28 protein-coding genes and 2 pseudogenes are annotated in these 24620 nt (G+C 42.1%); 6 read left to right on the forward strand and 24 right to left on the reverse strand.

Features of this window, described 5'->3' with window-relative positions:
• Positions 1 to 7: 7 nt before the first annotated feature.
• The 10 genes from IUZ65_RS12090 to IUZ65_RS12135 all read right to left on the reverse strand — a co-directional run bounded on the left by IUZ65_RS12090 (position 8) and on the right by IUZ65_RS12135 (position 8723).
• The gene (locus tag IUZ65_RS12090; RefSeq protein ID WP_195703973.1) at positions 8 to 1099 is read right to left on the reverse strand and encodes a flagellar basal body P-ring protein FlgI; all 1092 of its coding nucleotides are present in this window, start codon (positions 1097 to 1099) and stop codon (positions 8 to 10) included.
• A 47-nt stretch (positions 1100 to 1146) separates the two neighbouring features.
• Positions 1147 to 1926: a flagellar basal body L-ring protein FlgH gene (gene flgH, locus IUZ65_RS12095; protein ID WP_195703974.1), complete on the reverse strand. Its 780-nt coding sequence runs from the start codon at positions 1924 to 1926 to the stop codon at positions 1147 to 1149.
• Positions 1927 to 1958: 32 nt separating this feature from the next.
• On the reverse strand, positions 1959 to 2747 hold the full coding sequence (gene flgG, locus IUZ65_RS12100) for a flagellar basal-body rod protein FlgG (RefSeq protein ID WP_195703975.1): 789 nt from the start codon (positions 2745 to 2747) through the stop codon (positions 1959 to 1961).
• 24 nt (positions 2748 to 2771) lie between these two features.
• Positions 2772 to 3521: a flagellar basal body rod protein FlgF gene (locus IUZ65_RS12105; protein ID WP_195703976.1), complete on the reverse strand. Its 750-nt coding sequence runs from the start codon at positions 3519 to 3521 to the stop codon at positions 2772 to 2774.
• Positions 3522 to 3718: 197 nt separating this feature from the next.
• On the reverse strand, positions 3719 to 5023 hold the full coding sequence (gene flgE, locus IUZ65_RS12110; protein WP_195703977.1) for a flagellar hook protein FlgE: 1305 nt from the start codon (positions 5021 to 5023) through the stop codon (positions 3719 to 3721).
• A 27-nt stretch (positions 5024 to 5050) separates the two neighbouring features.
• Entirely contained in the window at positions 5051 to 5755 is a 705-nt protein-coding gene (locus IUZ65_RS12115; RefSeq protein ID WP_195703978.1) for a flagellar hook assembly protein FlgD, read from the reverse strand.
• An 18-nt stretch (positions 5756 to 5773) separates the two neighbouring features.
• Positions 5774 to 6190 (reverse strand): flagellar basal body rod protein FlgC, encoded by a 417-nt coding sequence (gene flgC / locus IUZ65_RS12120; protein ID WP_195703979.1) that lies wholly within the window; start codon positions 6188 to 6190, stop codon positions 5774 to 5776.
• Between the two features lie 4 nt (positions 6191 to 6194).
• On the reverse strand, positions 6195 to 6590 hold the full coding sequence (flgB, locus tag IUZ65_RS12125) for a flagellar basal body rod protein FlgB (protein ID WP_195703980.1): 396 nt from the start codon (positions 6588 to 6590) through the stop codon (positions 6195 to 6197).
• A gap of 359 nt (positions 6591 to 6949) precedes the next feature.
• Entirely contained in the window at positions 6950 to 7777 is an 828-nt protein-coding gene (locus IUZ65_RS12130; RefSeq protein WP_195703981.1) for a CheR family methyltransferase, read from the reverse strand.
• A gap of 13 nt (positions 7778 to 7790) precedes the next feature.
• On the reverse strand, positions 7791 to 8723 hold the full coding sequence (locus IUZ65_RS12135; RefSeq protein ID WP_195703982.1) for a chemotaxis protein CheV: 933 nt from the start codon (positions 8721 to 8723) through the stop codon (positions 7791 to 7793).
• 103 nt (positions 8724 to 8826) lie between these two features.
• Between IUZ65_RS12135 and flgA the strand changes: the two genes are divergently transcribed.
• The 3 genes from flgA (at position 8827) to IUZ65_RS12150 (ending at position 10441) form a co-directional block, all read left to right on the forward strand.
• Positions 8827 to 9546, forward strand: coding sequence for a flagellar basal body P-ring formation chaperone FlgA (gene flgA, locus IUZ65_RS12140; protein ID WP_195703983.1), 720 nt, complete (start codon positions 8827 to 8829; stop codon positions 9544 to 9546).
• Between the two features lie 139 nt (positions 9547 to 9685).
• A complete protein-coding gene (gene flgM / locus IUZ65_RS12145) occupies positions 9686 to 9994 on the forward strand; it encodes a flagellar biosynthesis anti-sigma factor FlgM (protein WP_195703984.1) in 309 nt (102 codons plus the stop codon).
• Positions 9995 to 10015: 21 nt separating this feature from the next.
• On the forward strand, positions 10016 to 10441 hold the full coding sequence (locus tag IUZ65_RS12150) for a flagella synthesis protein FlgN (RefSeq protein ID WP_195703985.1): 426 nt from the start codon (positions 10016 to 10018) through the stop codon (positions 10439 to 10441).
• Positions 10442 to 10515: 74 nt separating this feature from the next.
• On the opposite strand, the gene IUZ65_RS12155 is transcribed toward IUZ65_RS12150, so the two are convergent.
• Positions 10516 to 10953 carry an LPP20 family lipoprotein gene (locus IUZ65_RS12155; RefSeq protein ID WP_443083711.1) on the reverse strand — a complete coding sequence of 146 codons (438 nt, stop codon included), beginning with the start codon at positions 10951 to 10953 and terminating at the stop codon, positions 10516 to 10518.
• Positions 10954 to 10962: 9 nt separating this feature from the next.
• A complete protein-coding gene (locus tag IUZ65_RS12160) occupies positions 10963 to 11598 on the reverse strand; it encodes a FlgO family outer membrane protein (RefSeq protein WP_195703986.1) in 636 nt (211 codons plus the stop codon).
• 171 nt (positions 11599 to 11769) lie between these two features.
• Between IUZ65_RS12160 and IUZ65_RS12165 the strand changes: the two genes are divergently transcribed.
• Complete coding sequence (locus tag IUZ65_RS12165; protein ID WP_195703987.1) at positions 11770 to 12906, forward strand: flagellar assembly protein FlgT; 1137 nt, start codon at positions 11770 to 11772, stop codon at positions 12904 to 12906.
• Between the two features lie 95 nt (positions 12907 to 13001).
• Here the strand turns inward: IUZ65_RS12165 and IUZ65_RS12170 are convergent, their stop codons facing one another.
• From IUZ65_RS12170 to IUZ65_RS23505, 3 genes and pseudogenes are all read right to left on the reverse strand, one after another.
• The gene (locus IUZ65_RS12170; protein ID WP_195703988.1) at positions 13002 to 14975 is read right to left on the reverse strand and encodes a methyl-accepting chemotaxis protein; all 1974 of its coding nucleotides are present in this window, start codon (positions 14973 to 14975) and stop codon (positions 13002 to 13004) included.
• Positions 14976 to 15321: 346 nt separating this feature from the next.
• Positions 15322 to 15699, reverse strand: coding sequence for a CZB domain-containing protein (locus IUZ65_RS23500; protein ID WP_443083742.1), 378 nt, complete (start codon positions 15697 to 15699; stop codon positions 15322 to 15324).
• Positions 15700 to 15738: 39 nt separating this feature from the next.
• Positions 15739 to 15993, reverse strand: a pseudogene (locus tag IUZ65_RS23505) (methyl-accepting chemotaxis protein); the annotation flags it as partial.
• Positions 15994 to 16668: 675 nt separating this feature from the next.
• Between IUZ65_RS23505 and IUZ65_RS12180 the strand changes: the two are divergent.
• Positions 16669 to 17004, forward strand: a pseudogene (locus IUZ65_RS12180) (IS5/IS1182 family transposase); the annotation flags it as partial.
• A gap of 43 nt (positions 17005 to 17047) precedes the next feature.
• Here IUZ65_RS12180 and IUZ65_RS12185 read toward each other — a convergent pair.
• From IUZ65_RS12185 to srlA (IUZ65_RS12225), 9 genes are all read right to left on the reverse strand, one after another.
• A complete protein-coding gene (locus IUZ65_RS12185; protein ID WP_195703990.1) occupies positions 17048 to 17407 on the reverse strand; it encodes a PTS glucitol/sorbitol transporter subunit IIA in 360 nt (119 codons plus the stop codon).
• Positions 17408 to 17415: 8 nt separating this feature from the next.
• Entirely contained in the window at positions 17416 to 18393 is a 978-nt protein-coding gene (gene srlE / locus IUZ65_RS12190) for a PTS glucitol/sorbitol transporter subunit IIB (RefSeq protein ID WP_195703991.1), read from the reverse strand.
• Between the two features lie 3 nt (positions 18394 to 18396).
• Complete coding sequence (srlA, locus tag IUZ65_RS12195) at positions 18397 to 18954, reverse strand: PTS glucitol/sorbitol transporter subunit IIC (protein WP_195703992.1); 558 nt, start codon at positions 18952 to 18954, stop codon at positions 18397 to 18399.
• A gap of 175 nt (positions 18955 to 19129) precedes the next feature.
• The gene (gene srlR / locus IUZ65_RS12200; RefSeq protein WP_195703993.1) at positions 19130 to 19900 is read right to left on the reverse strand and encodes a glucitol operon DNA-binding transcriptional repressor SrlR; all 771 of its coding nucleotides are present in this window, start codon (positions 19898 to 19900) and stop codon (positions 19130 to 19132) included.
• A 78-nt stretch (positions 19901 to 19978) separates the two neighbouring features.
• Complete coding sequence (locus IUZ65_RS12205) at positions 19979 to 20332, reverse strand: transcriptional regulator GutM (protein WP_195703994.1); 354 nt, start codon at positions 20330 to 20332, stop codon at positions 19979 to 19981.
• 157 nt (positions 20333 to 20489) lie between these two features.
• Positions 20490 to 21266 carry a sorbitol-6-phosphate dehydrogenase gene (gene srlD, locus IUZ65_RS12210; RefSeq protein WP_195703995.1) on the reverse strand — a complete coding sequence of 259 codons (777 nt, stop codon included), beginning with the start codon at positions 21264 to 21266 and terminating at the stop codon, positions 20490 to 20492.
• 58 nt (positions 21267 to 21324) lie between these two features.
• Positions 21325 to 21681: a PTS glucitol/sorbitol transporter subunit IIA gene (locus IUZ65_RS12215; RefSeq protein WP_195703996.1), complete on the reverse strand. Its 357-nt coding sequence runs from the start codon at positions 21679 to 21681 to the stop codon at positions 21325 to 21327.
• Positions 21682 to 21691: 10 nt separating this feature from the next.
• Entirely contained in the window at positions 21692 to 22693 is a 1002-nt protein-coding gene (gene srlE / locus IUZ65_RS12220) for a PTS glucitol/sorbitol transporter subunit IIB (protein ID WP_195703997.1), read from the reverse strand.
• An 11-nt stretch (positions 22694 to 22704) separates the two neighbouring features.
• Positions 22705 to 23253 carry a PTS glucitol/sorbitol transporter subunit IIC gene (srlA, locus tag IUZ65_RS12225; RefSeq protein ID WP_195703998.1) on the reverse strand — a complete coding sequence of 183 codons (549 nt, stop codon included), beginning with the start codon at positions 23251 to 23253 and terminating at the stop codon, positions 22705 to 22707.
• Between the two features lie 275 nt (positions 23254 to 23528).
• On the opposite strand from srlA (IUZ65_RS12225), the gene IUZ65_RS12230 reads away from it, so the two are divergent.
• Positions 23529 to 24500, forward strand: a complete 972-nt coding sequence (locus IUZ65_RS12230) for a KpsF/GutQ family sugar-phosphate isomerase (protein ID WP_195703999.1) — start codon at positions 23529 to 23531, stop codon at positions 24498 to 24500.
• The last annotated feature ends 120 nt before the right edge of the window (positions 24501 to 24620 follow it).

Here is a 24620-nt window from a genome sequence, read left to right on the forward strand (position 1 = left end):
GTTATCCTTAAATAATAATGAGCTGACCTTCGATCGCACCCGCTTGCTTCAATGCCTGTAAAATGGCCATTAAATCAGACGGTGCCGCACCCACTTCATTCACCGCTCTCACCAAATCATCCAGTGTTAGCCCCGGCTGAAAATTAAACATCTTGCCTTGCTTCTCTGTCACTTCAATCGTTGAGTCCGGTGTAACCACCGTTTGACCGCCAGCGAATGCGTTCGGTTGACTCACATTTAGATTCTCTTTGATCGCAACCGTCATGCCACCATGCGTAACGGCAGCGGCTTTTAGCCTTACGTGCTGCCCGACAACGATCGTTCCTGTTCTTGAATTAACAATGATCTTGGCGGCACCGTCTGCTGGGTTAAATTCAAGATTCTCGATAGCAGAAAGAAATGCGACACGCTGACTTACATCACGAGGTGCTCTAACACGAACAGACGTAGAATCAATAGCCGACGCCATTTGCGGGCCAAGGAAACTATTCACGGCATCCGCCAAACGTTGAGCCGTAGTAAAATCTGACTCAACCAAATTAAACGTTATAAAGTCACCACGGCCAAATGGGCTTGGAATTTCACGTTCCACACTTGCGCCACTGGATATCAGACCAACCGTTGGGTTATTCCCCACCAATTTTGAACCATCAGCGCCTTCCGCACTGAATCCACTGACCACAAGATTACCTTGAGCAATCGCATAGACTTCACCATCCAGACCTTTTAGGAAGGTTTGGATTAGTGTTCCACCGCGTAAACTTTTTGCGGAGCCGATAGACGATACCGTGACATCCACTTTTTGACCTTGCTTTGAAAAGGCAGGTAATTCAGCCGTCACGATAACGGCGGCCACATTCTTCGTTTTAGGCTTGGTGCCGGGTGGCAATTGTATGCCAAAATTTTGCAGCATCGCGTTGAAGCTCTGGTCGGTAAACGGTGTAGACTCACCCGTACCCGGTAAACCAGTGACCAAACCATAACCGACTAATTGGTTACTACGAACCCCCGCTACCTCTGCGACATCTTTAATTCGTGCGGCATAAGCAGATGTTGCCATCATTGCTATACCTACTACCATTACCACTAATTTGTTCATCGCATAAGCCTTATGTTAACCGTCAATTCTTCGACTATGTTGCTCTATTATAGAGAGACATTAAAGAATCGTGCCAAGAAGCCAGGTTCTTGCATATCTTGTTGTGTTCCGGTACCAGAATAACGAATTCGAGCGTTAGAAATTCGATTTGATGCAATGGTATTGTCAAAGCTAATATCATCCGGTCGAATGGTGCCACTTAAGCGAATGTATTCATCTCCAGCGTTCAATGTTAACCATTTTTCTCCGCGAATAACCAAGTTGCCGTTGGCCAATACCTCAATAACTTCTACCGTAATCGAGCCACTTAAGCTGTTACTTTGATTGGCTGTCGCCTCACCACTGAAATTATTGTCGTTGCTTAACTCATAGGAAAAATCATAGTCGCCAATCGTCAGCGGCTTGCCACCAACCGAAAGTGGGTCCATTGACGAGTCATTGCTCTTGGTAAGATCCGCATCGGCACTTTTCGCCGCTTTGGTCTGTTCTTCCATCATAACCGTGACAATATCGCCAATACCGCGAGGTTTAGAATCATCGTATAGATTGGTAGCAAAACCGGTATTAAAAAGCGATCCCGTCGCCGCTGCATAGTGTTCAGGCTTATCTTTTGGATGAATAGGAGCCCAAGCAGGATCACCCGCAATAGGGTCATCTCGAGTTCTCAATACATCAATAAGACCAGAGTCTTCTGCTTCTGATTGATCACCTTCAACGGCGTCAACTAAGGTTGTACTCTGTTCTACGTCGGTGCCTTCGTCAGTTGGCGATAACATAGTGCAACCCGACATTGTCATGATCAAAACTAACCCAAATATACGTTTCATAGCGACTTACTCATCTCAATTTATGACTTACGTTATAACTGTTGATTCACAAAGCTTTGCATCTTATCTACCGCAGAGATGACTTTTGAATTCATTTCGTAAACGCGTTGAGCCTCAATCATGTTCACCAACTCTTCCGTCACATTCACGTTGGAGGTCTCTAGCATCGATTGACGAACTGAGCCTAAACCATCTAGTCCGGGTACACCCTCGGTTGGCTCACCACTTGCTCCGGTCGGTAAATAAAGGTTCTGACCAATCGGCTCTAAACCACCTGGGTTAATAAAATCGACCGTTGTTATTTGACCAACGACTTGGTTATCTTGCTGCCCTCTAAGTCGAACAGACACTTCACCGTCATTACCGATAGTGATAGAGATAGAGTCATCGGGAATGATAATTTCTGGATCCAACGAATAGCCAGACCCTGAGGTGACAATCGCCCCTTCGTCATTGAGTGTGAACTGACCATTTCGGCTATAACCCATGTTGCCGTCTGGCAAGACGATTTGGAAGAAACCATCCCCTTCTATCATCATATCCAGCGAGTTTGTCGTGGTTTGCGCATTACCATTGGTATGTATTTTTTGCGTTGCGACGACTTTAGAACCTGCACCTAACATGAGGCCACTCGGCAACTCAGTGTTTTGTGATGATTGGCCACCGGGCTGATTAATATTCTGGTAAAAGAGATCCTCAAAAACAGGTCGGCTCTTTTTGTAGCCAATGGTTGAGGCGTTAGCCAAGTTGTTTGATATGGTCGAGATGTTCGTTTGTTGAGCATCTAAACCTGTTTTACTTACCCATAATGCCGGATGCATAACTAATCCCCTTCACTCAATCCGTTAGCTCATACGTAGCAGAGAGTCAGATGCTTTATCCATCTCTTCTGCGCTGCTCATCAGTTTTACTTGCATCTCAAACTGACGCTGTATATCGATCAAACTTGTCATTTCGCCAATGGCGCTTACGTTACTGCCTTCGACAGCACCAGTCATAATGCTCACACCTGCATCTGCTTCGAAAAACTGGTTTGGATCTTTTGCTTTGAATAAACCATTAGAATCTTTGAATAGGTCGCGGTTGTTTGGACGTGACAACTTAATACGGTCCACCTCTTCCATTGCATTTGGTGGCGCACCTTTAGGCAATACAGAAATCGTACCATCACGACCAATCTCAATCTTCGCAATTGGAACCGGTAAGGTTATTGGCGCGCCAGATTCACCGAGTACTAGATGACCCGTACCATTCGTCAACAGTCCTGACTCATCAATATGTAGATTGCCGTTACGAGTTAAGCCTTCTTTACCCGTTTTATCTATTACCGATATCCAGCCATCACCCTCAATCGTGACATCGAGGTCACGGCCTGTGGTAATAACACTACCTTGAGCAAAATTTTGGCCTGGGCGTTCTGTCATGCTAAATACACGAGACGGCAAACCCTCACCGTAGGCTTGCATAGAACGAGCTTGTGCGAGATCGGCACGAAAACCTGTCGTACTCACGTTTGCTAGGTTGTTCGCTCTTAATTGCATCTCTTGCATGTTTTGCTTAGCGCCACTCATGGCAAGAAACAGTGCACGATCCATAATTTTGCTCCAAAAATTCAGTTACTGAACCTAATAAAGCAATAGACGTGCCAATTATTTTTACTGTTATAAAACAACAAGATAAGCACAGGAACTAGAAAAGAGTCACAACATGGCAGATGAGAAGGGAAGTTTGCTGCCTGAGCGGCAACGACACCCAAACGCTATAAAACGATTGGGTGCCTCAGAAGATTGCGTTAACGGATTTGTAAGATAGTCTGTTGAGTCTGGTTATGTACTTCTAGCGAACGGGAGTTTGCTTGGAAGTTACGTTGCGCAGAAATCAAATCCACTAACTCTTGTGTCATATCAATGTTTGACTGCTCTAATGTACCATTAGAAATTGTGCCATATGACCCTTTGTTAGACTCACCCCAGATTTTGTCACCAGAGAACTGAGTGGAATCCCACTGAGTGCCACCTTTTTTGTCTAGACCTTGTTCGTTAGCAACGCGTACTAGTGCGACTCTGCCTAACGTGACATTCTCACCGTTAGAATAAGTCCCTAAAATACTGCCAGTTTCATCAAAGTCTAGCTTAGTAAGGAAACCTGTTGTTGCGCCATCTTCATCAAATTTGGTCAATTCAAATGGGGCAGCAAACTGTGTCGCTCCATCCAGTTTAAATGACATTAATTGCGTCGTATCGGCACCATTCAAGTCTATTGCATTTGGCCCTACACCTAGCTGTTCAGTAACAATATTATTACCGCCGTTGATACTAGCAAGTGTACCGTCTGTATTGAACTTAACTGTATGTCCAATATGACCGGCCGCATTTTGCGCATCACCACCGGTAATGTTCAGCGGTTTTTCACCCACTTTATCCGTGACCGTATAATACGTTTGCCATGTGTTGGGTTGAGTCATATCTTTCAAATAATACGATGACAATTTGTAAGACTGACCCATCGAATCATAGATAGTTGAAGAAGTTGAACGGTTATATGTCTCTTTATCTGAAAAATCAAAAAGAGCTGGATCTTTTAAGTCACCATTCGCCGGCAAATTCACACCCACTTCTACGTTCGCCGTCTGCTTTGGTTTACCAAACTCAGGCGGAACTTGAAGAGGCGACGGCTCATAGGACAATACATCACCAGTATCCTTATTCACTTGATAACCGAGTAGGAACTCTTCATCAGAAGTGACCATATAGTTATCTTTGTTCAGATGAAAAGCGCCATTTCGAGTTATTTCATTTTGCTGTGGAACCATACGATCTTTTGATACAGCAAAGAAACCTGTACCACCAATGCGTAAGTCCATAGGGTTGTTAGTATAAACACTAGAACCTTCATGGAATTGTTGAGCAACCTTACTTGGTTGAACACCACCACCAGGCGTGGTTTTTGCGTTAGTAAATACTGAACTCGAATACACATCACCAAATTCTGCACGTGACTCTTTAAAGCCAAAAGTGTTTGCGTTAGCAATGTTGTTACTGGTTGTATTTAGATCCAATTGAGCAGCGGATAAACCGCTTAAAGCTACATATGACATTTCAATTTCCTCTTATCTAGCTAGCGTTTACGCTTTGCCAACTTCTAGTACTTCAGCAAGTTTAACTGGCGATTCAAAGCCAGCCAGATTGAGCAGTACATTCCCATCGCCTTTACCTAAAAGAACACTATTCACATTCGCATAAGTCGAAACTTGAAACTCTGTGCTTTGTCCTTCCATTAGGCCACCGGCTTTAACATTATATTTACCGGCTGGCGTCGGAACACCGTTTTCGTCTTTACCGTCCCATTCAACACGGCTATCACCCGCAGGGGTAGCACCAACATCAAGTGTTCGTACTAACTGGCCAAGTTCATTCTCGATTCTGACGAAAAGATTATCGACAGACTGAGGTAACTTAACCATGGCCGCCATGCCAGCGTTTTCCGCTTTAAGGCCTGCGACACCAGGAACCAATACATCACGCCCTACTAGCGTTGAAGCTTGTAATGCTTGATTAGAGGTCATCGATGAATTTAAGTTTTCAAACTGTCCATTCATCTGATTGATGCCATCAACGGTCGCAAATGAAGCCATTTGCGCAATCATCTGGTCATTGCCGACCGGCTTAAAGGGGTCTTGTTGAGCAAGTTGCTTAGTGAGCAGTGATAAGAAGTCCTCTTGTTTGAGTTCTTGCTTACCTGTTGTCTCAGTAGGCTTTTTTTGATCTTGAAGCGCTTTAAGCTGGTCTACATAGGACAAGCCGCTCTGACCAACGTCGTTGATTGCCATTACGCTATCTCCTTATCCTTATTGACCCATCTGCAGCGTACGCAGCAGCATTTGTTTACTTGCATCTGCAACCTGAACATTCGTTTGATATGAACGGGAAGCAGAAATCATGTTTGCCATTTCTTCCATTACATTAACGTTTGGCTTGTAAATATAGCCTTCATCGTTAGCGAGTGGATGTTCGGGGTTATACTCCGCTTGAAGAGGCTTATCGCTCTCGACAATTCCTAACACCTTAACCGGAACATTATGGTCACGGTTAAAACCGGCCTTATTTAACTCTGCACCAAATACAGCATGACGAGCTCTATATGTCTCTTTTGCTGAGCCACTAATGCTGTCTGCATTGGCAAGGTTACTTGAGGTTGTATTTAGACGAACAGACTCAGCACTCATCGCAGAACCCGTTACATTGAATACGTTAAATAAACTCATCTAATTACTCCCCTCTTATTGCCTTGGTTAAATTCTTAAATTTACCACCTAAGAAATCTAGTGATGCTTGGTGTCTGATCTGGTTCTGCATAAACAAGTTACGCTCCAGATCCACATCTACAGTATTGCCATCACCAGTGTCAGGCTGTGTAGGAACTCGGTACTTCACATCCCCAGTCACATTGGAAGAGGCAGCGATATGCCGCTCGTTGGTACGGTTAAGACCAAAGTTTGCCTCTGACGTTGCCGCCTGAAGTGCTCTTTGAAAATCCATTCCTTTTGACTTATAGCCCGGCGTATTCGCTTGCGCAATGTTTGTAGAGATTATCTCTGCATTGCGTTCACGTGTACCAACAGTATGTTGGTGAATACCTAAAGCGTTGTTAAAAGAAATGGCCATGCCGTACCTCTACCATAAAAATGACTTACTACTGAAATTAAAAGCAATCTTCATGCCAATAAATAAAAACACGTCAATTTCTTCTTTTCTCAGTGATGCAACGAATTGTTGCAAGTAAACATTTGCAACAATTAAGCCAAGAAATTGAACTCTATTTGAAATGTCGATCTAAGAATAGCGGAATGTAGCAAGAAGGGCGAATGTTAACAAAATCGTATTTAGGCTTTAGTAGCCAATGATATCAATTCCAATAATTATGCGATCAAAATGAATTCGATTCTACGAACTGATCAAAAAAGATAGGAGTGGCATAATGGCCACTCCTATCTTTTTAATCTTCAGTGTTATTACATTTCAATCTATTTAAGTCTATAAATAATACCCGGATTACACCTTACCATTTCAAAACGGTCAGTGAGCCCAGTTAACGATTCTGAAGCACCCAGTAACAAATACCCTCCAGGGTTCAGCGAGTTGGCTATTGAGTTAAGAACTTGAGACTTCATGTCAGGCGAAAAATAGATCAGAACATTTCGACAAAAAACAATGTCAAACTTTCCTAGTAACACATAGCTTTCCATTAAATTCTGAGGCCGAAAATTAACGAATCGCTTAACGTTATCTTTGACCTTCATTCTGCCGTCGCCTGCATCTTCAAAATAGGTACGTCGACGTTCAGGGGAAAGCCCCCTTCCCAGCGCTAAGCTATCGTAGACACCAGCACGGCACATATCGAGCATACTGGCGGAAATATCCGTCGCAGTTATAGAAACATTTGGAATCAAACCCGGTCTCTTTTGCTGGGTCTCCAATATTGTCATTGCCATTGAATACGCTTCTTGGCCAGAAGAGCTCGCTGCTGACCAGATCTTAATTGGTCTTTTACGCTCAGCGACTTCTGGTAAAAGCTTCTCTGCCAATACAGTAAAAGGATAACCATCACGAAACCATAGCGTTTCATTCGTTGTCATTGCGTCTACTGCTGCAATCCGCAATTCGCGGTTTCTACCTGTGACCACATTTCTCAATAAATCAGATAACGAATCGAGCTTAAACTTATTAACTAGGGGGCTCAAACGGCTACGCACAAGGTATTGCTTGCTGTCACCTAATACGATGCCGCATTGCGATTCCAGAAAGCGGCTAAAGTCACGGTACTCTTGATCACTTATCGTAATAGCTGTCATTAATTTCTCTTTATTATTTTACTACTGCTGCTTTTACTGCTGCACCCAACTCATCAGGGTTAAACTTAGCGATAAATTCATTGGCACCTACACGTTCTACCATAGCTTGGTTAAATACACCACTCAGAGAGGTATGCAAAATGATATGTAGATCTTTTAGGTCTGGGTGTCTTCGAACTTCCGCCGTTAACGTATAACCATCCATTTCAGGCATTTCGATATCAGAGATAACCAGAGAAATCTGTTCGTAAATACTACCTTCTGAGGCCATTTCCACGAGTTTATCATACGCTTCTTTACCATCTTTAACTAAAACGGCTTCAAATCCGATAGATTCAACCGCTCTTTGCACCTGTTTTCGTGCAACGGTCGAGTCATCCGCTATCAATATACGGCGAACAATTTGTTTTTCTGCTTTTTGTTCTGCGTCGGCAATTTCTTGCGCTATATCCGTGCTCATTTCTTCTTCTACTGGCGAGATCTCAGCCAAGATTTTTTCGACATCTAATATCTCTACAAGCTCGTTGTCTATATTGGTTACGGCTGTGAGGTAATGAGCACTACCTGCACCGTCTGGTGGAGGAAGTATGGCTTCCCAATGCATATTTATAATGCGTTCAACAGACGTGACCAAGAAACCCTGTACCGTTCTGTTAAACTCAGAAATAACGACAAAACAATTTGCTAGATCGGTTGTAGGTCGTCCACCAATCGCCAAGCTTAAGTCTATAACTGAAATCGTATTCCCACGTATATGCGCAACCCCAACAACGAGTGGATTCAAGTTAGGCATTGATGTAAGTCTAGGGCATTGGAGCACTTCTTTCACTTTAAATACGTTTATACCGTATCTTTGACGTCCCATAAGTCGAAATGTCAGTAGCTCTAATCTATTCTGACCTACTAATTGTGTACGTTGATTCACTGAATCCATAATACCGGTCATAAACTCAACTCCATTTAAAAACTTCTGAATAAAAAAATGTTAACCTAATTGAGCCATTTTACAAGAAAGCACAATATGGATGCTGTAATAAGGGAATTCTAATATGTATTTTATCTATGTATGCAAGGCATTATATAACTCTCTTGATAAATCTATCGGTCTTTTTGTCTTTTTCTTTAGCATTTTTTCATATGCCGCCACCACTGAACAGATAGAGTTAATTCAAAAAGCAGCGGAAGATCACGTTATTCAGGTTACTCAAGTACCTGCTGACGGTGCCCTAGTGGTTGTCGCGGCGAATATCGATTCTAGAATAAAAGCGACCACCTGCCCAACCCTCTTAACCACCTCTTCCACTTCTAAAGGTCACTCCACCAGCAATATAACCGTTTTAGTTGAGTGTAAAGAAGACAACTGGCGCGTTTATGTACCCGTTCGCACCAAACTATCATTACCACTAGTGACGGCAAATCGTTCGTTGGTTCGCGGCGAAATTATCGATAAATTTGATCTCACCATATCAATGATAGAACTGAATTCTTATCGCCGACAAGGTTTTGATGCAATAAAAAACGTCGCGGGAGCAAAAATGAAAAAAAACGTTCGTATCGGTGAAGTAATTGAACGAAATGATATTTGTGTCGTATGCAGAAATGAAAAAGTCATCATTAAAGCCTTCAAAGGCGAACTAACGATTACAACAAAAGGCACGGCACTCTCTGATGGTTCCACTGGTGACCAAATAAGAGTGAAAAACGACAAATCTAAACGTATAATAGAAGGTGTGGTAACCGGAATTTCAGAAATAACGGTGTATTTTTAGTTCACTTTCTAACAAACTGGCCGATACAAAGAATAATGAGAGAAAAGTCAGAAAAAACGCAACAAATAATTAAAGTTCGTGCTAAGTTGGCCGATATCTCATACATGACATTTACTAAATACGCGAAAAGGCTTCAATTATGGCAGGTATAGACAATATTCGATCGAGCCACACAATGACAACTGGTCGTAGTGCGACTCGCTCTGAATCTGGATCTTCTAGCTCTAGTTCTGTTACAGAACCTAAGAGTAGTAAAGATTCCGTTTCCCTAAGCCAGCAAGGAAAAGCCATCGGACAACTTCATCAAGACATGGCTTCTCAGCCAAGCTTCGATAGTGCTAAAGTAGCCGCGATAAAAGATGCCATTGCTAACGGCTCTTACCGTGTCGACCCAGAAAAGTTGGCGGAGAATATGATGAAATTTGAAAATGAATTAGGTGGGCTGTAATTCAGCCCAACTTATAATCCCATGGCAAAACTTGTTGATTTAGTTAATTACCAATTAGAAAACGCGCAACAGCTTTCTATCCTTTTAGAAAAGGAGAAAGTGGCGATCACCTCACGCACATCTTCCGATATAGAAGTACTGGCTAAAGAAAAACTCCAGCTGATTACTCAACTTCAACAAAGCGATCAACGTATTGCTAATCACACCGATATCGAGCAGTTACAAACGGATGAATCATTAAAGTCGAAGGTTGAACTAATTCGCTCTGTGATACATGACTGCCAACAAGCAAACGAAGTTAATGGCGAAGCGCTTCAGCGCGCGCAACTAAGCTATAATAAGCTGAATAATTTGATGCAACAAAGCAGAGGGAAAATAGGAATGACCTATACCTCTGATGGTCACACATCGACAGTCTCTACTCTCGGAACCAATATTAAGGCGTAGTTTTTTAATATATCAAATTCGAAAAAAAACGGCATATATTGCCGTTTTTTTGCATCTGGAGAAGACGTTGATAATTAAAAGAGAGTTTGCTGCCGCTTAGACGGCACTTGTTGCACTTCACCGTAATCTTTTAATCTGTCCATTTTGGTCACGTCCAGTTCAAGCTCTGTGACATAACTGTCGCCAACGGGATAACTACGCACAACTTCAGCACCACGGATTACGCCATCTACGGAGCCAGTTGTCAGTTCCGTGCCTAACCTTTGATCCTGTAGGCTTGCTCGGCCACTTACCCGCATACCGTAGATTTGCTCTGCTAGTTCTCGATAGGCATCGATTTTGGAGGCTCGCATCGCTCGAATGCGTTGCTCTTCGACACTTTCGCCCTTCTGCTCACTAACACTGGCGTAGCCCACTGCCGTTAATACATTATCCGCATTCATCTTTTGGAGCGGTTGGCATCCTGTCGCAATCAACACAGACGCTATCAGCAAAAACTTTTTCAAATACATAATAAGCTCCTATGGGCGCAAAATGATGGTATTTTTAGATGAACGAGTAGGATCAGAACGAATAATTAACCCATCTTCGGTTCGAATAGTGTTCAAGGTATCTAAATCACGGCCAATTCGATCCGCAGGTAGGAAACCTTGTGCCGTTGCGACCACAATACGGCTACGCATTGCCACAACCCTTGCATTCACTAACACGCCACCTTCTTGACGCAACATCGTTCCTGTCAAGACATAGGTTACCTGTTGTTCTTGAGCTAGATCTTGCCAATCACGACTTAACGCGAAATCGCCTTGTTGTGTAACTCTTATCGACCCGGTTGTTTTGAAATCCACCACCTGAAAACCACGTTGTTGAAGCTGGTATATAAATGCTTCAGACACTGAGTTCCCTAGCCAACTAGAGGTATCTAACTCTTGCAAATCCACAAACGATGTCACCGCGATAGGCGTTCGTGCAGAAATGCTGGTATTGGTTACAATTAATTCATCGGTCAGGCTTTCTACAAAAAAGTCCATTGTATGTCGAGGATTCTCCATCAGCATAAAACGACTTCCAGCGTAGGGTTCTTTACCGTTATAAATGGGTGCATATGAGCACGATGCGATAAGCACACTCACTACTGCAATAAACCATTTTTTCATTGTCTTCATCTCCAGATATACTTGATGCCGTATGTTCTTTAACAAAGTTTAACTCTCATAAACCATTGTGGAACAATCTTTGCTTTTCAATATTTGCTTATAATGAAAATTGACATCTTAAATCAACTAACCAAACAAGTTGCAAGAACTATACCCACTTGGGAAACACAAATGAAAAAACTAAAAATCAGTACTTTCTTGTTTTTAATATCGCTATTGTTTAGCAAGTTCGTCTTCGCAGAGTGGTACGAAGTCAATGGTTCTTCAACCTATGTGTCTTCTGAAGAAACGGCAAGAATCTATGCGTTAGAAGATGCCATATACCAGGCGATGAAATTCTCTGGAGCAGACATAGGCTCACTGAGTACGTTGCGTCCATTTCTGGAAGAGAAAAGAAACGAATATCAATTTACTAACCATGAAGTGAGATACATTCGAGTACTAAATTCGAAATCTAATGACGGCAACATGACGTTACGTGTTCAATTAGACATCTACCCTTCGGCAACGGGTTGCCATGTTGACCAATACAAAAAGACGTTCCTAGTGGGTAATATTGATCTTATTTCACCTCAGCAGGCTGTTATGGGGCAGATCTACGACATAGGTGACGACTTTAGCCATGTCGTCAACCGGCAGTTGGACCAAGAGTCCATCAGCTTTGTCTCCGTTGGAACCACCGATTACGAAATAGATAAACGCAATCCTTCAATGCTCCAAATGATTGCTCAAGACGCCAATGCGCAATATATCATTGGTGGAAAAATCACTGACTTAACGGCAACCGTTGATCAGAAGTTGTTAAAAGATGACATCACCAACCGCCAGTTTGCTTTGGAAATGCAGATCTATGACGGTAAGACCGGACAAGAGGTGTATCGCCGTGCTTATAGAGAAGTGGCGGTATGGGGTTTTCCCAAAACCAGTCAGGTCGATACGCGGAGTGCTCGGTTCTGGGCATCAACATATGGTCAAATGCTCTTAAGGGTGAGTCGCAATATCATGCTTGACCTAGAATCAGAACTCTCGTGTAAAATCACGCTACCTGAAGTGGTCGACATCCGTGGCGACAAAGTCATGATAAATTTGGGTAGAATACATGGTGTTAAAGTAGGTGATAAGTTGCAGCTATGGCATACCGGGTCGTTTATCGACCAAGCCGGGCTTCCTAGAAACCGAGTATCCCAAAGCGAGATCACACTTACCGTTGCAAGAATATTTGATCAAGAAGCGGAGCTCAATATTGATCAACCACAGTTAGCGCAGAGCATTCAGATTGGGGATGTCATGCACAAAGAAATTCGTTGAGTTATCTGTGATGATTTTGCGAAAAAGTGCGTCAACTTGTAAATAAGGTGAATTAGAAGGCCGAGTAGATCTCTCTCCACTTGGCCTTTTTGATTTTACTGAGTTTTGAATTGATTAGAGAGACTTTGTAACTTGTCTGCAAGTACCGTCTGTTCTTTGGCGGCCAAAGCGATTTGCTCACCACTTTTCACACTAATTTGAACGCTATTACTTATGCTTTGCGCATTAGACGAAATATCTGTACTTACAATAACTTGTTGTTCCGCAGCGGTTGCTATTCCAGTAGCCATTTGTCGTATTTTGTCGATAGAAGCCACCACCGCGTTTAACGTTTCTTGTACCTCTGACGACTTTGTTACGCTAGACTGTGCAAGCTCTTTTGTATCACTCACTTGTTCAAACGCGCTATCACTGTCTGATTGAAGCTTCTTCACCATCGCTTCTATCTCTTGAGTTGAGTCTTGAGTACGCTGAGCCAAAGAACGTACTTCATCGGCAACAACCGCAAATCCCCGGCCATATTCGCCCGCTCGTGCCGCTTCAATTGCCGCATTCAAGGCCAGCAAGTTCGTTTGCTCGGCAATGCCATGAATCACATCGACAACACTAGATATATTACTGCTACTTTCATGCAGTTGGTTAATGGTAGAGGAAATACGATCAATTTTTAACGATACCTGATTGATCGACCCTGATGATTCTTCGACAATCCGGCTACTTTCAGATATTAAATTATTGGCAAGATTCGCTTCATCTGATGCTGCGTGAATATTTAACGCCACCTCTTTTACCGATACACTCATCTCTTCTATCGCACTGACCACCTGCAAAACTTGTTTTTGTTCATCTTTAAGAATAGATGCACTCTCATTTACAATCACTTCCGACTCTTCTGCTGCCGTCGCTAATTGATCACTAGAGCTCGCAATTACATGTACCGCATCCGTTAAAGAATCCAGCATCACATTTAGGTTTTTAGCGATAGTACTTAACTCATCGTTCCCCGTAACCTCACAACGTAACACCAAGTTTTTTTCAGCGGCATAGGCCATAGTGCTATTCAAATCTAACACCTGCTTTGAAAGGCTTCTCATTAATAACAGGCTAAAGTAACTTGTCAATAACACTAATACCGAAGAGAAAATAAGATAAAACCAGAATGCTTTCGTTTCATTACTCACTATATTTTCAGAAAAATACAGTATTTCAGAGGTTAACTTCTCTTCTTGCTCTTTCAGTAAATTTATTCTGTTGGTTGAAGCGGCAAACCATGACTCTGCATTTTGGTTCAGTTCATTCGCATAGGCTTTGGCCCGATATTCGTCAACCTCACCAAATGGTTGTTGTTTTTCTAACTGCTTGAAAGAGGTGATATGATCGTCAGTCGCGTAAATTTGAAAAGTGCTTAAATAGCTATTTTGCTCACTAACTAACTGAACAAATTTTTTAAACATTCCCGGAGAAAACTGTCCTTGTCCAAAGGTATTACTTAATACTGCTCTCTCGATGCCAGCCCGCTCTTTTCCTTGAAGAAACTCGTAATAGGCAGCGAGTGACCGACTAATATCTGCGACATGTGATATCCGTACTGCCAACCCAGGCACAGATAGCAACCTCGCATTCAATGTAGTGTAATACTTAAGTGCGTCTCCAAGTGGTGTTGATAACGCTGTAATGCCGCTTCTCATCGACTGGATATCAGCAATCATTCCATTTGCTTTTTCAACAACGGACCAAAGCTCTGGATGGCGCTTTAGGTTTACTTCATTTTCGTTAAGGTATCCTTGTAAATCCAAGAGGCGTTTGTCGGTCTCCTGTCTCTGAATGGGTAGTTTTGAAACAAACTTATTGCCTTTCGAACCTAAGTATCCTGCAGACATTCCTCTCTCTTTTTGCAGCTCATGAACAAGCCGACTGTTGAAGGCTGATAGCTCTACGAAGTTATAAATCTCTGAAGCGGAGTTTTTAGAATGATTGGTGACGACTATTTTTGTACCTGAAAAATAGCATAAAGTTACCAGTAAAGGCAGAATGACCAGCATGAGCTTTTGTTTGACGTTGAAGTGCATGTAATTTTCCGTTGTTGTTCATTCAATCTATTAGCGACCGAATTTTTTATTCCATTAATAGCTATATATAAAGTGGGATTTACTTATGATTTTTTACTAAAGCCTAGCGTTGCGCAAATCCGCTAATACACTTTAGTTTAGATCTGAAAAATTTGCGTATGTCGCGGGTAATTAACTCACCTAAGCATTCAATAACGATAGCATCATGACTTAAGTGGGTTGTTTTAATGGAAGTAATCCAGACGGACACGTCTGAACTAGGATATCCAAGAACCGGATACCCTGCGGTATAGATGTGTATTTACACGCAGTCGAAGAATGGTTTTATTATTTCTGCATTCAAATACTATTTCGAATTGATTATTTCGTCCATCAAACCATCGAGTTGATAAACGACTTGGGTACTGGCATCTTCCATCGCGTGCACTGAACTGATTATCTTGCCAATATTCGTCTTGTTACCCGATTGCATCGCTTCCCTGCCATGTTCGTGCACCAAACGATGCGGCTCCTCAAGCAAAGAATAACTGCGAAGGTTCTTATATTGGACACCACCACCGTTGTAATACCATTTTCCTAACCTGCATTCAGTGTGAGTATTTACCGTTTCGTTAAACGCTTTCTTTTCTAGATGACTGTATATATTGCTTTTCCACACGGCATGGTCAAGTTTAACGGTGTCTAAAAACGCCCTTGTTGAGGCAACATGAATCACATCTTGCATATGTTCAGATTTTAAAATGACCTCATTAACTATCGAGCCAATTTGGGCAGATGATGCGGAAACCTCCTCGGCACAAACATGGTTTTCATCAATAGTGTTTTTGATTGAACCTACCTGAGTGAGTACTTGGTTAACGAGCTTATCAATCTGCTTGCTCGCATCATGGGCTTTCCCTGCTAACGTCCTAACTTCATCCGCGACTACTGCAAATCCTCTGCCCGCTTCTCCTGCCCTTGCCGCTTCTATGGCGGCATTAAGTGCAAGCAAATTCGTTTGATCTGATATTTCTTGTATTGCCGATACAAGGTGTCCAATCGAGTTTGCAGTATCGTCCAAGACTGTCACGGCTTCCATACTGCTGCTGGCTTGACTACTTATTTTTTCCGATCGATTCTCTAGTCGAGCTAGCGCCTGATGAGTTTGGCTAAACATGTCATCAAGTAATGTAAGCTCATGGTTTTCCTGTTCAAGCGATTCGGCACTTGTCGCCATTCCTGCTCGGATGGCTTCAAGCATGGCGCCGCCTTTCAAGCTGCTTAGCATCAACTCCGTTCCTAAATCACATTTTCCCTTAGCAACGGTCACTTCTAATGACGACGTTTTCAGTTGTTTTTGTAAGGATTCGACCTCATCTTGATATTGAGTTTTTAACGATGCTAATTCTTGCCTCAAAACGTCATTTTCAAGTTTTAGTTTTCTTGATATAAACATAATTCGCCCACTCTAAGCCATTCTGCATTGTTATTATATCTATGCAACTTAACACGCCAATCATATGAATTCAGTGACCTATACAGGCGAGCGTGTTTTTCTTATTGACCTACTTCATATTTACCAAATATTCACGCATTTTAGTCAATGGCATACTCACATGCTCAGACCAATGCAAAGCTTCGCTATAAAACAACGAACTGGAAACAATATAATCAAGCTCTAATCAATCGTGGTTCACTGACATTATGGGTTGATGAGATATCTGCGAATGGTGCTTACGACACAAGATCATACTACGAAGCCATATGTATTAAACGAGCCGTTCCACTTATTCCACCAAGAGAATGGGCTGCTTTTTGAGGGAGGGTCATCCTCGTAATTTGGCGACCACTTACCAGGAGTTATACGGTTTAAATAAACATTGGAAAAAAGTATGATGACCATAAACGCTCGCTCTCAGAGGCGGCGATGTTCAGCGAAAATACATTGTTTGGTGGGAGATTAAGCTTAAGAAATTATAATGTTCAGGCTGGTGAAATTTACGCCATGATCAAAGCATTGAATCAGCTCACAGGACTTCGGTCCACTTGAACCGCACTTGCTCCCAATCTGCTAATAATTACCTCAATAGTATTCAACCAAATAAAATACAGTCACCACATTTTAATGAAGTTGGCTGACGGCCTATTACATGTATGGTCCCAGGATACTCAGCGACCGACTGAGCATCAAATTTAATGGTAATATGCCCTAACATCTCAAGGTTTTGGTTTGCTACCGAACCCACCGCCGTCACTATGTAGTCCTTACCCGCAAGTAGCAATGTGCTTTCTGTCGTAATCAATCCAACATCCTTGCCTTGATCGTGAATAATACAGTACTCTGCCACATCTTCAGGTGCACTTTTATTGAATAATATCAGCATATTATCCTCCAAAGCACTTTCTGCATATTTACCTATTTGAGTGATAGTCGCTCTAAACTGAAATGCCATATTAATTCTTATTGGTAAATAAACATCGACACAAACCACGCAACTAATACGGTTGGTGCTCCCGTGAGAAAACGAGAATAGAGAACCGATGGCACACCGATCTCGATCGTCTCTTGTTTTGCTTCCGCAAGCCCCAATCCGACGGGAATGAAATCGCACGCCGCTTGGGCGTTGATCGCAAATAAAGCAGGCAGCGCCAAATGTGGGGGGATATTTCCAACGCCAATTTGAACTCCGATTAAAACACCAATGACTTGTGCAATAACGGCACCAGGTCCAAGAAAAGGGGAGAGAAGAGGAAAGGAACAAATTAATGCTAAGGTCATTAAGCCAAGGGGGTTTTGTGCCAACGGTGTAAGCGCATGCGCAATCCAATCTCCGATACCAGAAGCCATAATGACACCAATTAACATAGCCACAAATGCCATGAATGGCAGAATAGTTTTTAATACTGTGTCGATGGTGTCGCGTCCAGCTTGATAAAAAGTAGCCATAACACTGCCCATACCGACACCGACTTTTGCAACCATCCCCGTACTTTGCTGACTTATTTTTTTTGTCTCATCATACTTTGGTATTGTTGAATTTGTAGTCCTATGTGAAGTTGTAGAGCTCACGTCGTCATTAATAATTTGGATACCGCTTATTTTTACTGATGAAACATATATATCTTCATGGATAAATTCAGCCAATGGGCCACTTTTCCCAGTCGCATGTATGTTCAACGTGAAAATATTTTTCTTCGGATATAAACCACAACGTAGTGTCCCTCCACAGTCGATGATGACTAATGCTACGTCTTCATCTGGCACTACTGTCTTAAAACCATCGACGGCTTCTAATCTCGTTAATGTACAGATGTGATCAACCAGACTTGGTCTGATTCCTGCTGTGATATAGAGTATTTTCTTTCCAGATTCGACGGGAATAGACAACGGCCCTCCCCAACCACCATCACCGGAGGTTACATATAGCAACTGACTCATCAACTACTCCTTCTCCGAAAAATTAACGACTTTGGACAGTGCTTTACCCTGCTGCTTACTAACCAATACAGTGGTAAAATCTGTCACCCACCCTCTGAAAAAATTTGTCACTAAACCGACCAATAGATAACTAACGGCTAAAGGACCTAATGGTAAACCTAGCTGAGTTATGCCACTGGCTATGCCTAAGTAAATAAACAGTTCACCGGGGTTCACATGAGGGAACAATCCATTCATTGAATGGCAACTATAGGAAGCCGAAGCGTAGTAGGATGGTTTATAACGCTCAGGCAAAAACTTCCCTAAACTTAATGTCATAGGGTTACAAAATATGAACGTTCCAATGAAGGGTAAAATAAGATATCGAGAAACAGGATTGCTACCGCATTTTTGTGCAATAGCTTCTATTCTCTTTTGTCCTATAAAGCGGATAGTCGCATTCATAGCGACCAGTAAGCAGATTAATAAAGGCAGAATACCGGTAACCATTCCGACAAAAATTTCGCCGCCTTTTTCAAACAACCCTATAAACCACTCAGCCCCAAAAATAACAAAATCCATAACATCCACAACAAATAAAGAGTAGTGCGTATGATTATTAAATATAATGTTCGCTTTGGATAGTCATCACTTTCATTTTGTGAACAATGACGCTTATTAACTTTCAAAGTGAATGCAAATTAGCCACTCATTGACAATTTTAAGTATCAATTCATCCAAAAAATAATGGCATCAACTATACTCGGTAGACATTTATACCTTTATCTTCAAGACCCAAAGCCTCTTCTTCGCTAAAATCTGTGTCTGTAATGACAGCATCAATGCGATCCAAAGGAACCACAACATTAGGACTTCGACGGCCAAATTTTGATGAATCTATCACTACAATAATATTTTTGGCTGACTGGCACATAGCTTGACTAACCTGATAGGCTTCATTGTATGTAGTACATCCTTGAGACAGATCAAAGCCATCAGCACCAATAAACAGTTTATCAAATGAAAACTGACTAAAGGCACGCTCCGCTAACCCCCCATGAAATGAAGCTGATTTTTTTCGGTATGATCCTCCGGGCATTATAATCGTGTGATCAGAATCTAGTTCTGCCATCGTATTAACAATATCCATGCTATTTGTCATTAATGTCAATGACATAAAGTTATCCAACTCGGGCACCATCTGAAGTGTCGTGCTACCACAATCGAGTATTATCGAATCCCCATCGTTCACAAGCTGAACCGCTTTTTTTGCAATTCGTATTTTTTTATCAAGATTGATGGTCTTTTTTTCATCCATGGCGAACTCTTCAGCAGCAACAACTTGTGGTAAACATGCTTCTGCACTGCCATAACGGCGAACCACAACACCATCTTCTTCAAGCTTTCGTAAATCCGTTCTGATTGTGGCACCAGAGGTATCAAAAATGTCGGCTAATTCATTTACAGCCGTTTTGCCATTCTCTTTTAAATAAGCAACCAACTCATTTCTTCTATCAATAATATTCATTGCTGTCTCATTTTTATGCGATAGCTTTTATAATACACGAAAAAGCTTTCATATTAAAAAAATAAAAATCTAAGGCAGTCACTTTGAAAATGCAACCTCTAACGCTTCTTGAATTCCGTTATCAAAACCTAGAGTGACGTGCTGTGAAAATGGATAACGCTCACCAATAACATTAGGTAAAACTTTAGGTCGAGCAAAAACAGTCCATCCTTTAAATACTTTAGCATCGACAATGCGCTTATCTTCGGATTCAACCAAAACGACTATAGTACGGGCCTTCCAGCGACTTGTCGTTTTCCCCATTTTAACTGTGCCTTTGACCGCCATGGCTTGCAACATATGATTAAATGCTCTGATTTGGAAAAATGTAAACCCGATCTGTAAAGCCCACGCAATAATTGCAATCACTATCAGAGTTGAAATCGAATCCATACATCACCTTTTTATCGTTGTTTAAAAGCTCTTGCTTTCATGTACTCAAGAAATTTTTTAGTTGCCCAACTCATTCCGAAGATGAAGATAAGCACATAAATCGCATCCATATTATCACCAATTAAAAAAGGAGCTATGACTAGCTCCCCTACTAACATTAAAACATTACTTGTCCACCAGTAATATTAATCGACTGCCCCGTGCAATATTTCGCACCATCACTCGCATAAAATTTAAGTACGTTCAACACATCATCATAGCCGCAGCCCGCTTTAAGTGGCACTTTATCTATATAGTGTTTCATCACTTGATCTTCCGGAAGGCCCAGCTTTTGAGCATACTGTGGGATAAGACTTTGAAACATTGGCGATTCGAGTAAATTACCTAACATTAAGCTGTTAACAGTAATATTATCATCAGCTAAATCTAGTGCTATAGATTGTGTCAGACCAATGCCTGCAAACTTGGCTGAACTATAACCTGCGTTATGTTTGCTACCCACTTTTCCAGACTTGCTGTTGATCTGTAGTATGCGACCACCGATTCCTTGAGCAACCATATATCGTGCGGCTTCTCTAGCGCACAAAAAATAGCCATTTAAATTCACACCTACGTTAAAATTAAAATCATCTAGAGTAAAATCCGTCACTTTTGCGGCTTTCGCGACGCCCGCGCTATAGACCAATACATCGATGCTACCTAAATTATCATTGATTGCCTCAAAACATGCTTTTACACTCATCTCATCCGTGGCATCAACTGACGTACCAAAAGCCTGTGTCCGACCGTATGTCGTATTGATTTTATCTGCCACTCTTGCCGCATTTTGACCATTTAAGTCCGCTATGCCAACGTTATAACCGTCAGCAGCCAACCCTTCACAAATATACTCACCGAGTGTCTGACCACCACCGATTACTACTGCTGTTCTCATAACGATATCTCCTACAAAATAAAACGGGGCTTAAACAAGGTGTTAAACCCCTTAAAAACTAACTAAACGTAAAGGTGGAGCCTGTAACCAGCGTTCTTGGTTGAGCACCCGACAAATGGAGGCTCCCTATAAAATCTGCCGTATTCGCACCATCAAATCGCAGTGTAATGTGGCCAAGGTTGCCTAAGTTTTGATTAACCGCATCACCAACCGCGGTGATGGGATAGTTAACTCCATCAATGTCCACTTTCCCCCCAACAGCGATGTCACCTTTCAATGTGTCATGGTTATGGATAAAGCAATACTCAGCAGCATCTTCAGGAACCGACTCATTAAACAGAATCAACATGTCTTCACTAAGCGCTTCCAATGCACATTCGCCAACTTTGATAATCGAAATATTGTACAAACTCATTTTTCAGTCCTTAGTTGTAGATGAACATGGACACAAACCACGCTAACAATACGGTTGGCGCACCCGTTAAGAAGCGTCCATATAATACGGAAGGAACACCTACGCGAACCGTTTCAGGCTTGGCTTCTGCCAGGCCCAAACCGACAGGAATAAAGTCACATGCGGCCTGAGCATTGATTGCAAATAAAGCCGGTAACGCTAACTGGGGAGGGATATTGCCCAAACCGATTTGAGTACCAATAAGCACACCAATAACCTGCGCGATAACCGCACCAGGGCCTAAAAATGGCGACAAGAATGGGAATGAACAGATAAGTGCTAGTACAACAAGACCAATCGGATTTGTTGCTAAAGGGACAAGTACATGGGCAATACTGTCGCCGATTCCGCTTGCCAAAATGACCCCGATGAGCATGGAAACAAAGGCCATAAATGGGATAATTGTAGACATGACTGTATCGATCGTGTCACGTCCTGCTTGGAAAAAGGTGGCCATAACATTACCCATGCCCATACCAATTCGTGCAAGCATGCCATCTGATTGCTCAGTTAGCTTTTTGCTTGTATCAATATATCCACCAGACATCGTTCCGGCACCTCCAGCATCTATTGAAATATTCTCCGCATAAACCGTTGCTGCCTCTGCTTCTCCCGCAATACTGACGCAGTGTTCATCAACATTTGAAATATAATTGCTTTCGTTTATATGTTTTGCCATTACTCCAGATTTACCTGTCGGCATGACATTCAATGTTGGGATATTATTCTTTGGATACAAACCACATCGCATCGAACCACCACAGTCAATAACAGCACAGGCCATTTCGCTGTAATCACAACTTTCTTTAAATCCATCAACGGCTTCTAGACCCGTTAATTCCACCAAGCGATCAACCAATGCTGGACGAGTTCCGCCAACCATGTACATGATTTTCTTGTGTTTAGGGAAGTCGATTACTAACTCGTTACCCCAACCGCCTTTTCCAGCGCGTACTTTAAGTGTCTTTGTCATAAATCCCCCGATTAACCAAATTTAACTTCACGTTCTAGAGTGATACCTTGCTGCTTTTCAACCATCATCGTGGTGAAGTCAGTCACCCAACCACGGAAGAAATTAGAAACAGCACCGACGAGAAGGTAAGACACAGCAAGTGGAGCGAGCGGCAAACCAAGTGTTGTCAATCCACTCGCTATACCGAGGTAAACAAACAGTTCGCCAGGATTCACGTGTGGGAATAGACCGTTCAACGAATGGCAAGAATATGAGCCTGCTGCGTAATAGCTCGGTTTGTAGCATTCTGGTAGAAACTTCCCAAGTGACAAGGTCATAGGGTTGCAAAAAATGAATGTGCCCACCACAGGGAGAATTAGGTAACGAGACACAGGATTACTTGCACACTTACTCGCCAAGTTTTCAACGCGATGTTCACCAACGAAGGCGATCAACGCATTCATCGCACAGAGAAGCGCAATAAGTAATGGTAAAATACCAGACATCATGCCAAGCATGACCTCTCCCCCTTTTTGGAACAGTCCAATAAACCATTCAGCCCCGAAAATTACAGTTTCCATTTGTTTTACCTCTTTGTTGTTTGGTGGCTGAATTATGCACTTCAACTTTTAGTTTGAAAGTGATCTCTTTCACAATAATTATCATTAGTGATTAATATGCTTTTATATCGATAGAATAAATACACGATCGGCTCAGTTTTACATCATTTAATTGACACAAAGCTTTCAACTGACGCGGCATTTGCTTTCAAAGAGAAATTATTAGAAAATGCGTGTTAATTGAACAATACAAGACCAAACTAAGCTTTCACAATGAAAGTATTGAAGGGGTAATAATGAACAATGAAAGTGAAAATATACAAAAACTAGGAATTACCTTCCTTAGAGATGAACTTATTGAAGCAAACCATATGCTTGAAAGAATTGATGATGAATTTGTGAATGCTTGTCGCATACTTTCAACGACCAAAGGTAAGGTCGTGGTTATGGGGATAGGAAAAAGTGGCCACATAGGGAAGAAAATCGCGGCGACATTCGCAAGTACAGGTACCCAAGCATTTTTTATTCATCCCACAGAGGCTTTACATGGTGATTTGGGCATGGTTGGAAAAGATGACAGCACGTTACTTATCAGTTACAGCGGAGAGGCCAACGAGTTCAGGATATTATTGCCACTATTGGCCGCACAGGGAAATAAAGTCATCAGCATTACTGGTAACAAAAACTCTACCCTTTCGATAAGTTCAGACGCGGCATTAAATGTGGCAATAAATCAAGAAGCCTGCCCACTAGGACTTGCTCCTACATCCAGTGCGCTATGCACATTGATGATGGGTGACGCACTGGCTTTAACCGTCATGAGCCAAATAGGATTCAATCAAAATGATTTTGCTCGCAGCCACCCTGCAGGTAGCTTGGGGGCCAAACTGCTCACCACAGTAATAGATGTATTAGATAATCAAATTGAAGGGATGCACTGTTTTACATACAGTTCGTTATTGGATGCGGTGGATTGTTTATGCCTCAGTGGAAAAGGGTTAATTGCAATCATCGATGATAACCAAGTTGTTGGTGTATTTTCTGATGGTGATTTTAGGCGAGCTATCGCTAATAAAGCAGATCTCAACGAAAATGTTGATCAATATATGTCAAAGAACTTCCATTACATCTATGCTAACGCGATGTGCACACACGCCTTAGACTCTATGAATACAAACCACATTACTGCCTTACCTGTGCTGCACCAAAATCATCACCTGATCGGGATCGTGAGTGTTGCTCAAATTCATGCTGCCGGTATTCGATAAAACAGAAAATGAAGTATTAAAGCATTGTTGACTCTTATTGCCGTTCATATTTTAAGCGAACGGCAGTGTGAGTATTTAATGCGTAACGTGATTAGTATACAATGACGCCTCAGACAAAAA

It is taken from the genome of Vibrio sp. VB16, from assembly GCF_015594925.2.
Taxonomy (GTDB): Bacteria; Pseudomonadota; Gammaproteobacteria; order Enterobacterales; family Vibrionaceae; genus Vibrio.

What these genes read in the sequence shown, in the direction of transcription:
- IUZ65_RS12090 (WP_195703973.1), bottom strand. Translation starts at nt 1,099, where the DNA reads ATGAACAAATTAGTGGTAATGGTAGTAGGTATAGCAATGATGGCAACA.
- flgH (WP_195703974.1), bottom strand. Translation starts at nt 1,926, where the DNA reads ATGAAACGTATATTTGGGTTAGTTTTGATCATGACAATGTCGGGTTGC.
- flgG (WP_195703975.1), bottom strand. Translation starts at nt 2,747, where the DNA reads ATGCATCCGGCATTATGGGTAAGTAAAACAGGTTTAGATGCTCAACAA.
- IUZ65_RS12105 (WP_195703976.1), bottom strand. Translation starts at nt 3,521, where the DNA reads ATGGATCGTGCACTGTTTCTTGCCATGAGTGGCGCTAAGCAAAACATG.
- flgE (WP_195703977.1), bottom strand. Translation starts at nt 5,023, where the DNA reads ATGTCATATGTAGCTTTAAGCGGTTTATCCGCTGCTCAATTGGATCTA.
- IUZ65_RS12115 (WP_195703978.1), bottom strand. Translation starts at nt 5,755, where the DNA reads ATGGCAATCAACGACGTTGGTCAGAGCGGCTTGTCCTATGTAGACCAG.
- flgC (WP_195703979.1), bottom strand. Translation starts at nt 6,190, where the DNA reads ATGAGTTTATTTAACGTATTCAATGTAACGGGTTCTGCGATGAGTGCT.
- flgB (WP_195703980.1), bottom strand. Translation starts at nt 6,590, where the DNA reads ATGGCCATTTCTTTTAACAACGCTTTAGGTATTCACCAACATACTGTT.
- IUZ65_RS12130 (WP_195703981.1), bottom strand. Translation starts at nt 7,777, where the DNA reads ATGACAGCTATTACGATAAGTGATCAAGAGTACCGTGACTTTAGCCGC.
- IUZ65_RS12135 (WP_195703982.1), bottom strand. Translation starts at nt 8,723, where the DNA reads ATGACCGGTATTATGGATTCAGTGAATCAACGTACACAATTAGTAGGT.
- flgA (WP_195703983.1), top strand. Translation starts at nt 8,827, where the DNA reads ATGTATTTTATCTATGTATGCAAGGCATTATATAACTCTCTTGATAAA.
- flgM (WP_195703984.1), top strand. Translation starts at nt 9,686, where the DNA reads ATGGCAGGTATAGACAATATTCGATCGAGCCACACAATGACAACTGGT.
- IUZ65_RS12150 (WP_195703985.1), top strand. Translation starts at nt 10,016, where the DNA reads ATGGCAAAACTTGTTGATTTAGTTAATTACCAATTAGAAAACGCGCAA.
- IUZ65_RS12155 (WP_443083711.1), bottom strand. Translation starts at nt 10,953, where the DNA reads ATGTATTTGAAAAAGTTTTTGCTGATAGCGTCTGTGTTGATTGCGACA.
- IUZ65_RS12160 (WP_195703986.1), bottom strand. Translation starts at nt 11,598, where the DNA reads ATGAAAAAATGGTTTATTGCAGTAGTGAGTGTGCTTATCGCATCGTGC.
- IUZ65_RS12165 (WP_195703987.1), top strand. Translation starts at nt 11,770, where the DNA reads ATGAAAAAACTAAAAATCAGTACTTTCTTGTTTTTAATATCGCTATTG.
- IUZ65_RS12170 (WP_195703988.1), bottom strand. Translation starts at nt 14,975, where the DNA reads ATGCACTTCAACGTCAAACAAAAGCTCATGCTGGTCATTCTGCCTTTA.
- IUZ65_RS23500 (WP_443083742.1), bottom strand. Translation starts at nt 15,699, where the DNA reads ATGCAAGATGTGATTCATGTTGCCTCAACAAGGGCGTTTTTAGACACC.
- IUZ65_RS12185 (WP_195703990.1), bottom strand. Translation starts at nt 17,407, where the DNA reads ATGGCATTTCAGTTTAGAGCGACTATCACTCAAATAGGTAAATATGCA.
- srlE (WP_195703991.1), bottom strand. Translation starts at nt 18,393, where the DNA reads ATGAGTCAGTTGCTATATGTAACCTCCGGTGATGGTGGTTGGGGAGGG.
- srlA (WP_195703992.1), bottom strand. Translation starts at nt 18,954, where the DNA reads ATGGATTTTGTTATTTTTGGGGCTGAGTGGTTTATAGGGTTGTTTGAA.
- srlR (WP_195703993.1), bottom strand. Translation starts at nt 19,900, where the DNA reads ATGAATATTATTGATAGAAGAAATGAGTTGGTTGCTTATTTAAAAGAG.
- IUZ65_RS12205 (WP_195703994.1), bottom strand. Translation starts at nt 20,332, where the DNA reads ATGGATTCGATTTCAACTCTGATAGTGATTGCAATTATTGCGTGGGCT.
- srlD (WP_195703995.1), bottom strand. Translation starts at nt 21,266, where the DNA reads ATGAGAACAGCAGTAGTAATCGGTGGTGGTCAGACACTCGGTGAGTAT.
- IUZ65_RS12215 (WP_195703996.1), bottom strand. Translation starts at nt 21,681, where the DNA reads ATGAGTTTGTACAATATTTCGATTATCAAAGTTGGCGAATGTGCATTG.
- srlE (WP_195703997.1), bottom strand. Translation starts at nt 22,693, where the DNA reads ATGACAAAGACACTTAAAGTACGCGCTGGAAAAGGCGGTTGGGGTAAC.
- srlA (WP_195703998.1), bottom strand. Translation starts at nt 23,253, where the DNA reads ATGGAAACTGTAATTTTCGGGGCTGAATGGTTTATTGGACTGTTCCAA.
- IUZ65_RS12230 (WP_195703999.1), top strand. Translation starts at nt 23,529, where the DNA reads ATGAACAATGAAAGTGAAAATATACAAAAACTAGGAATTACCTTCCTT.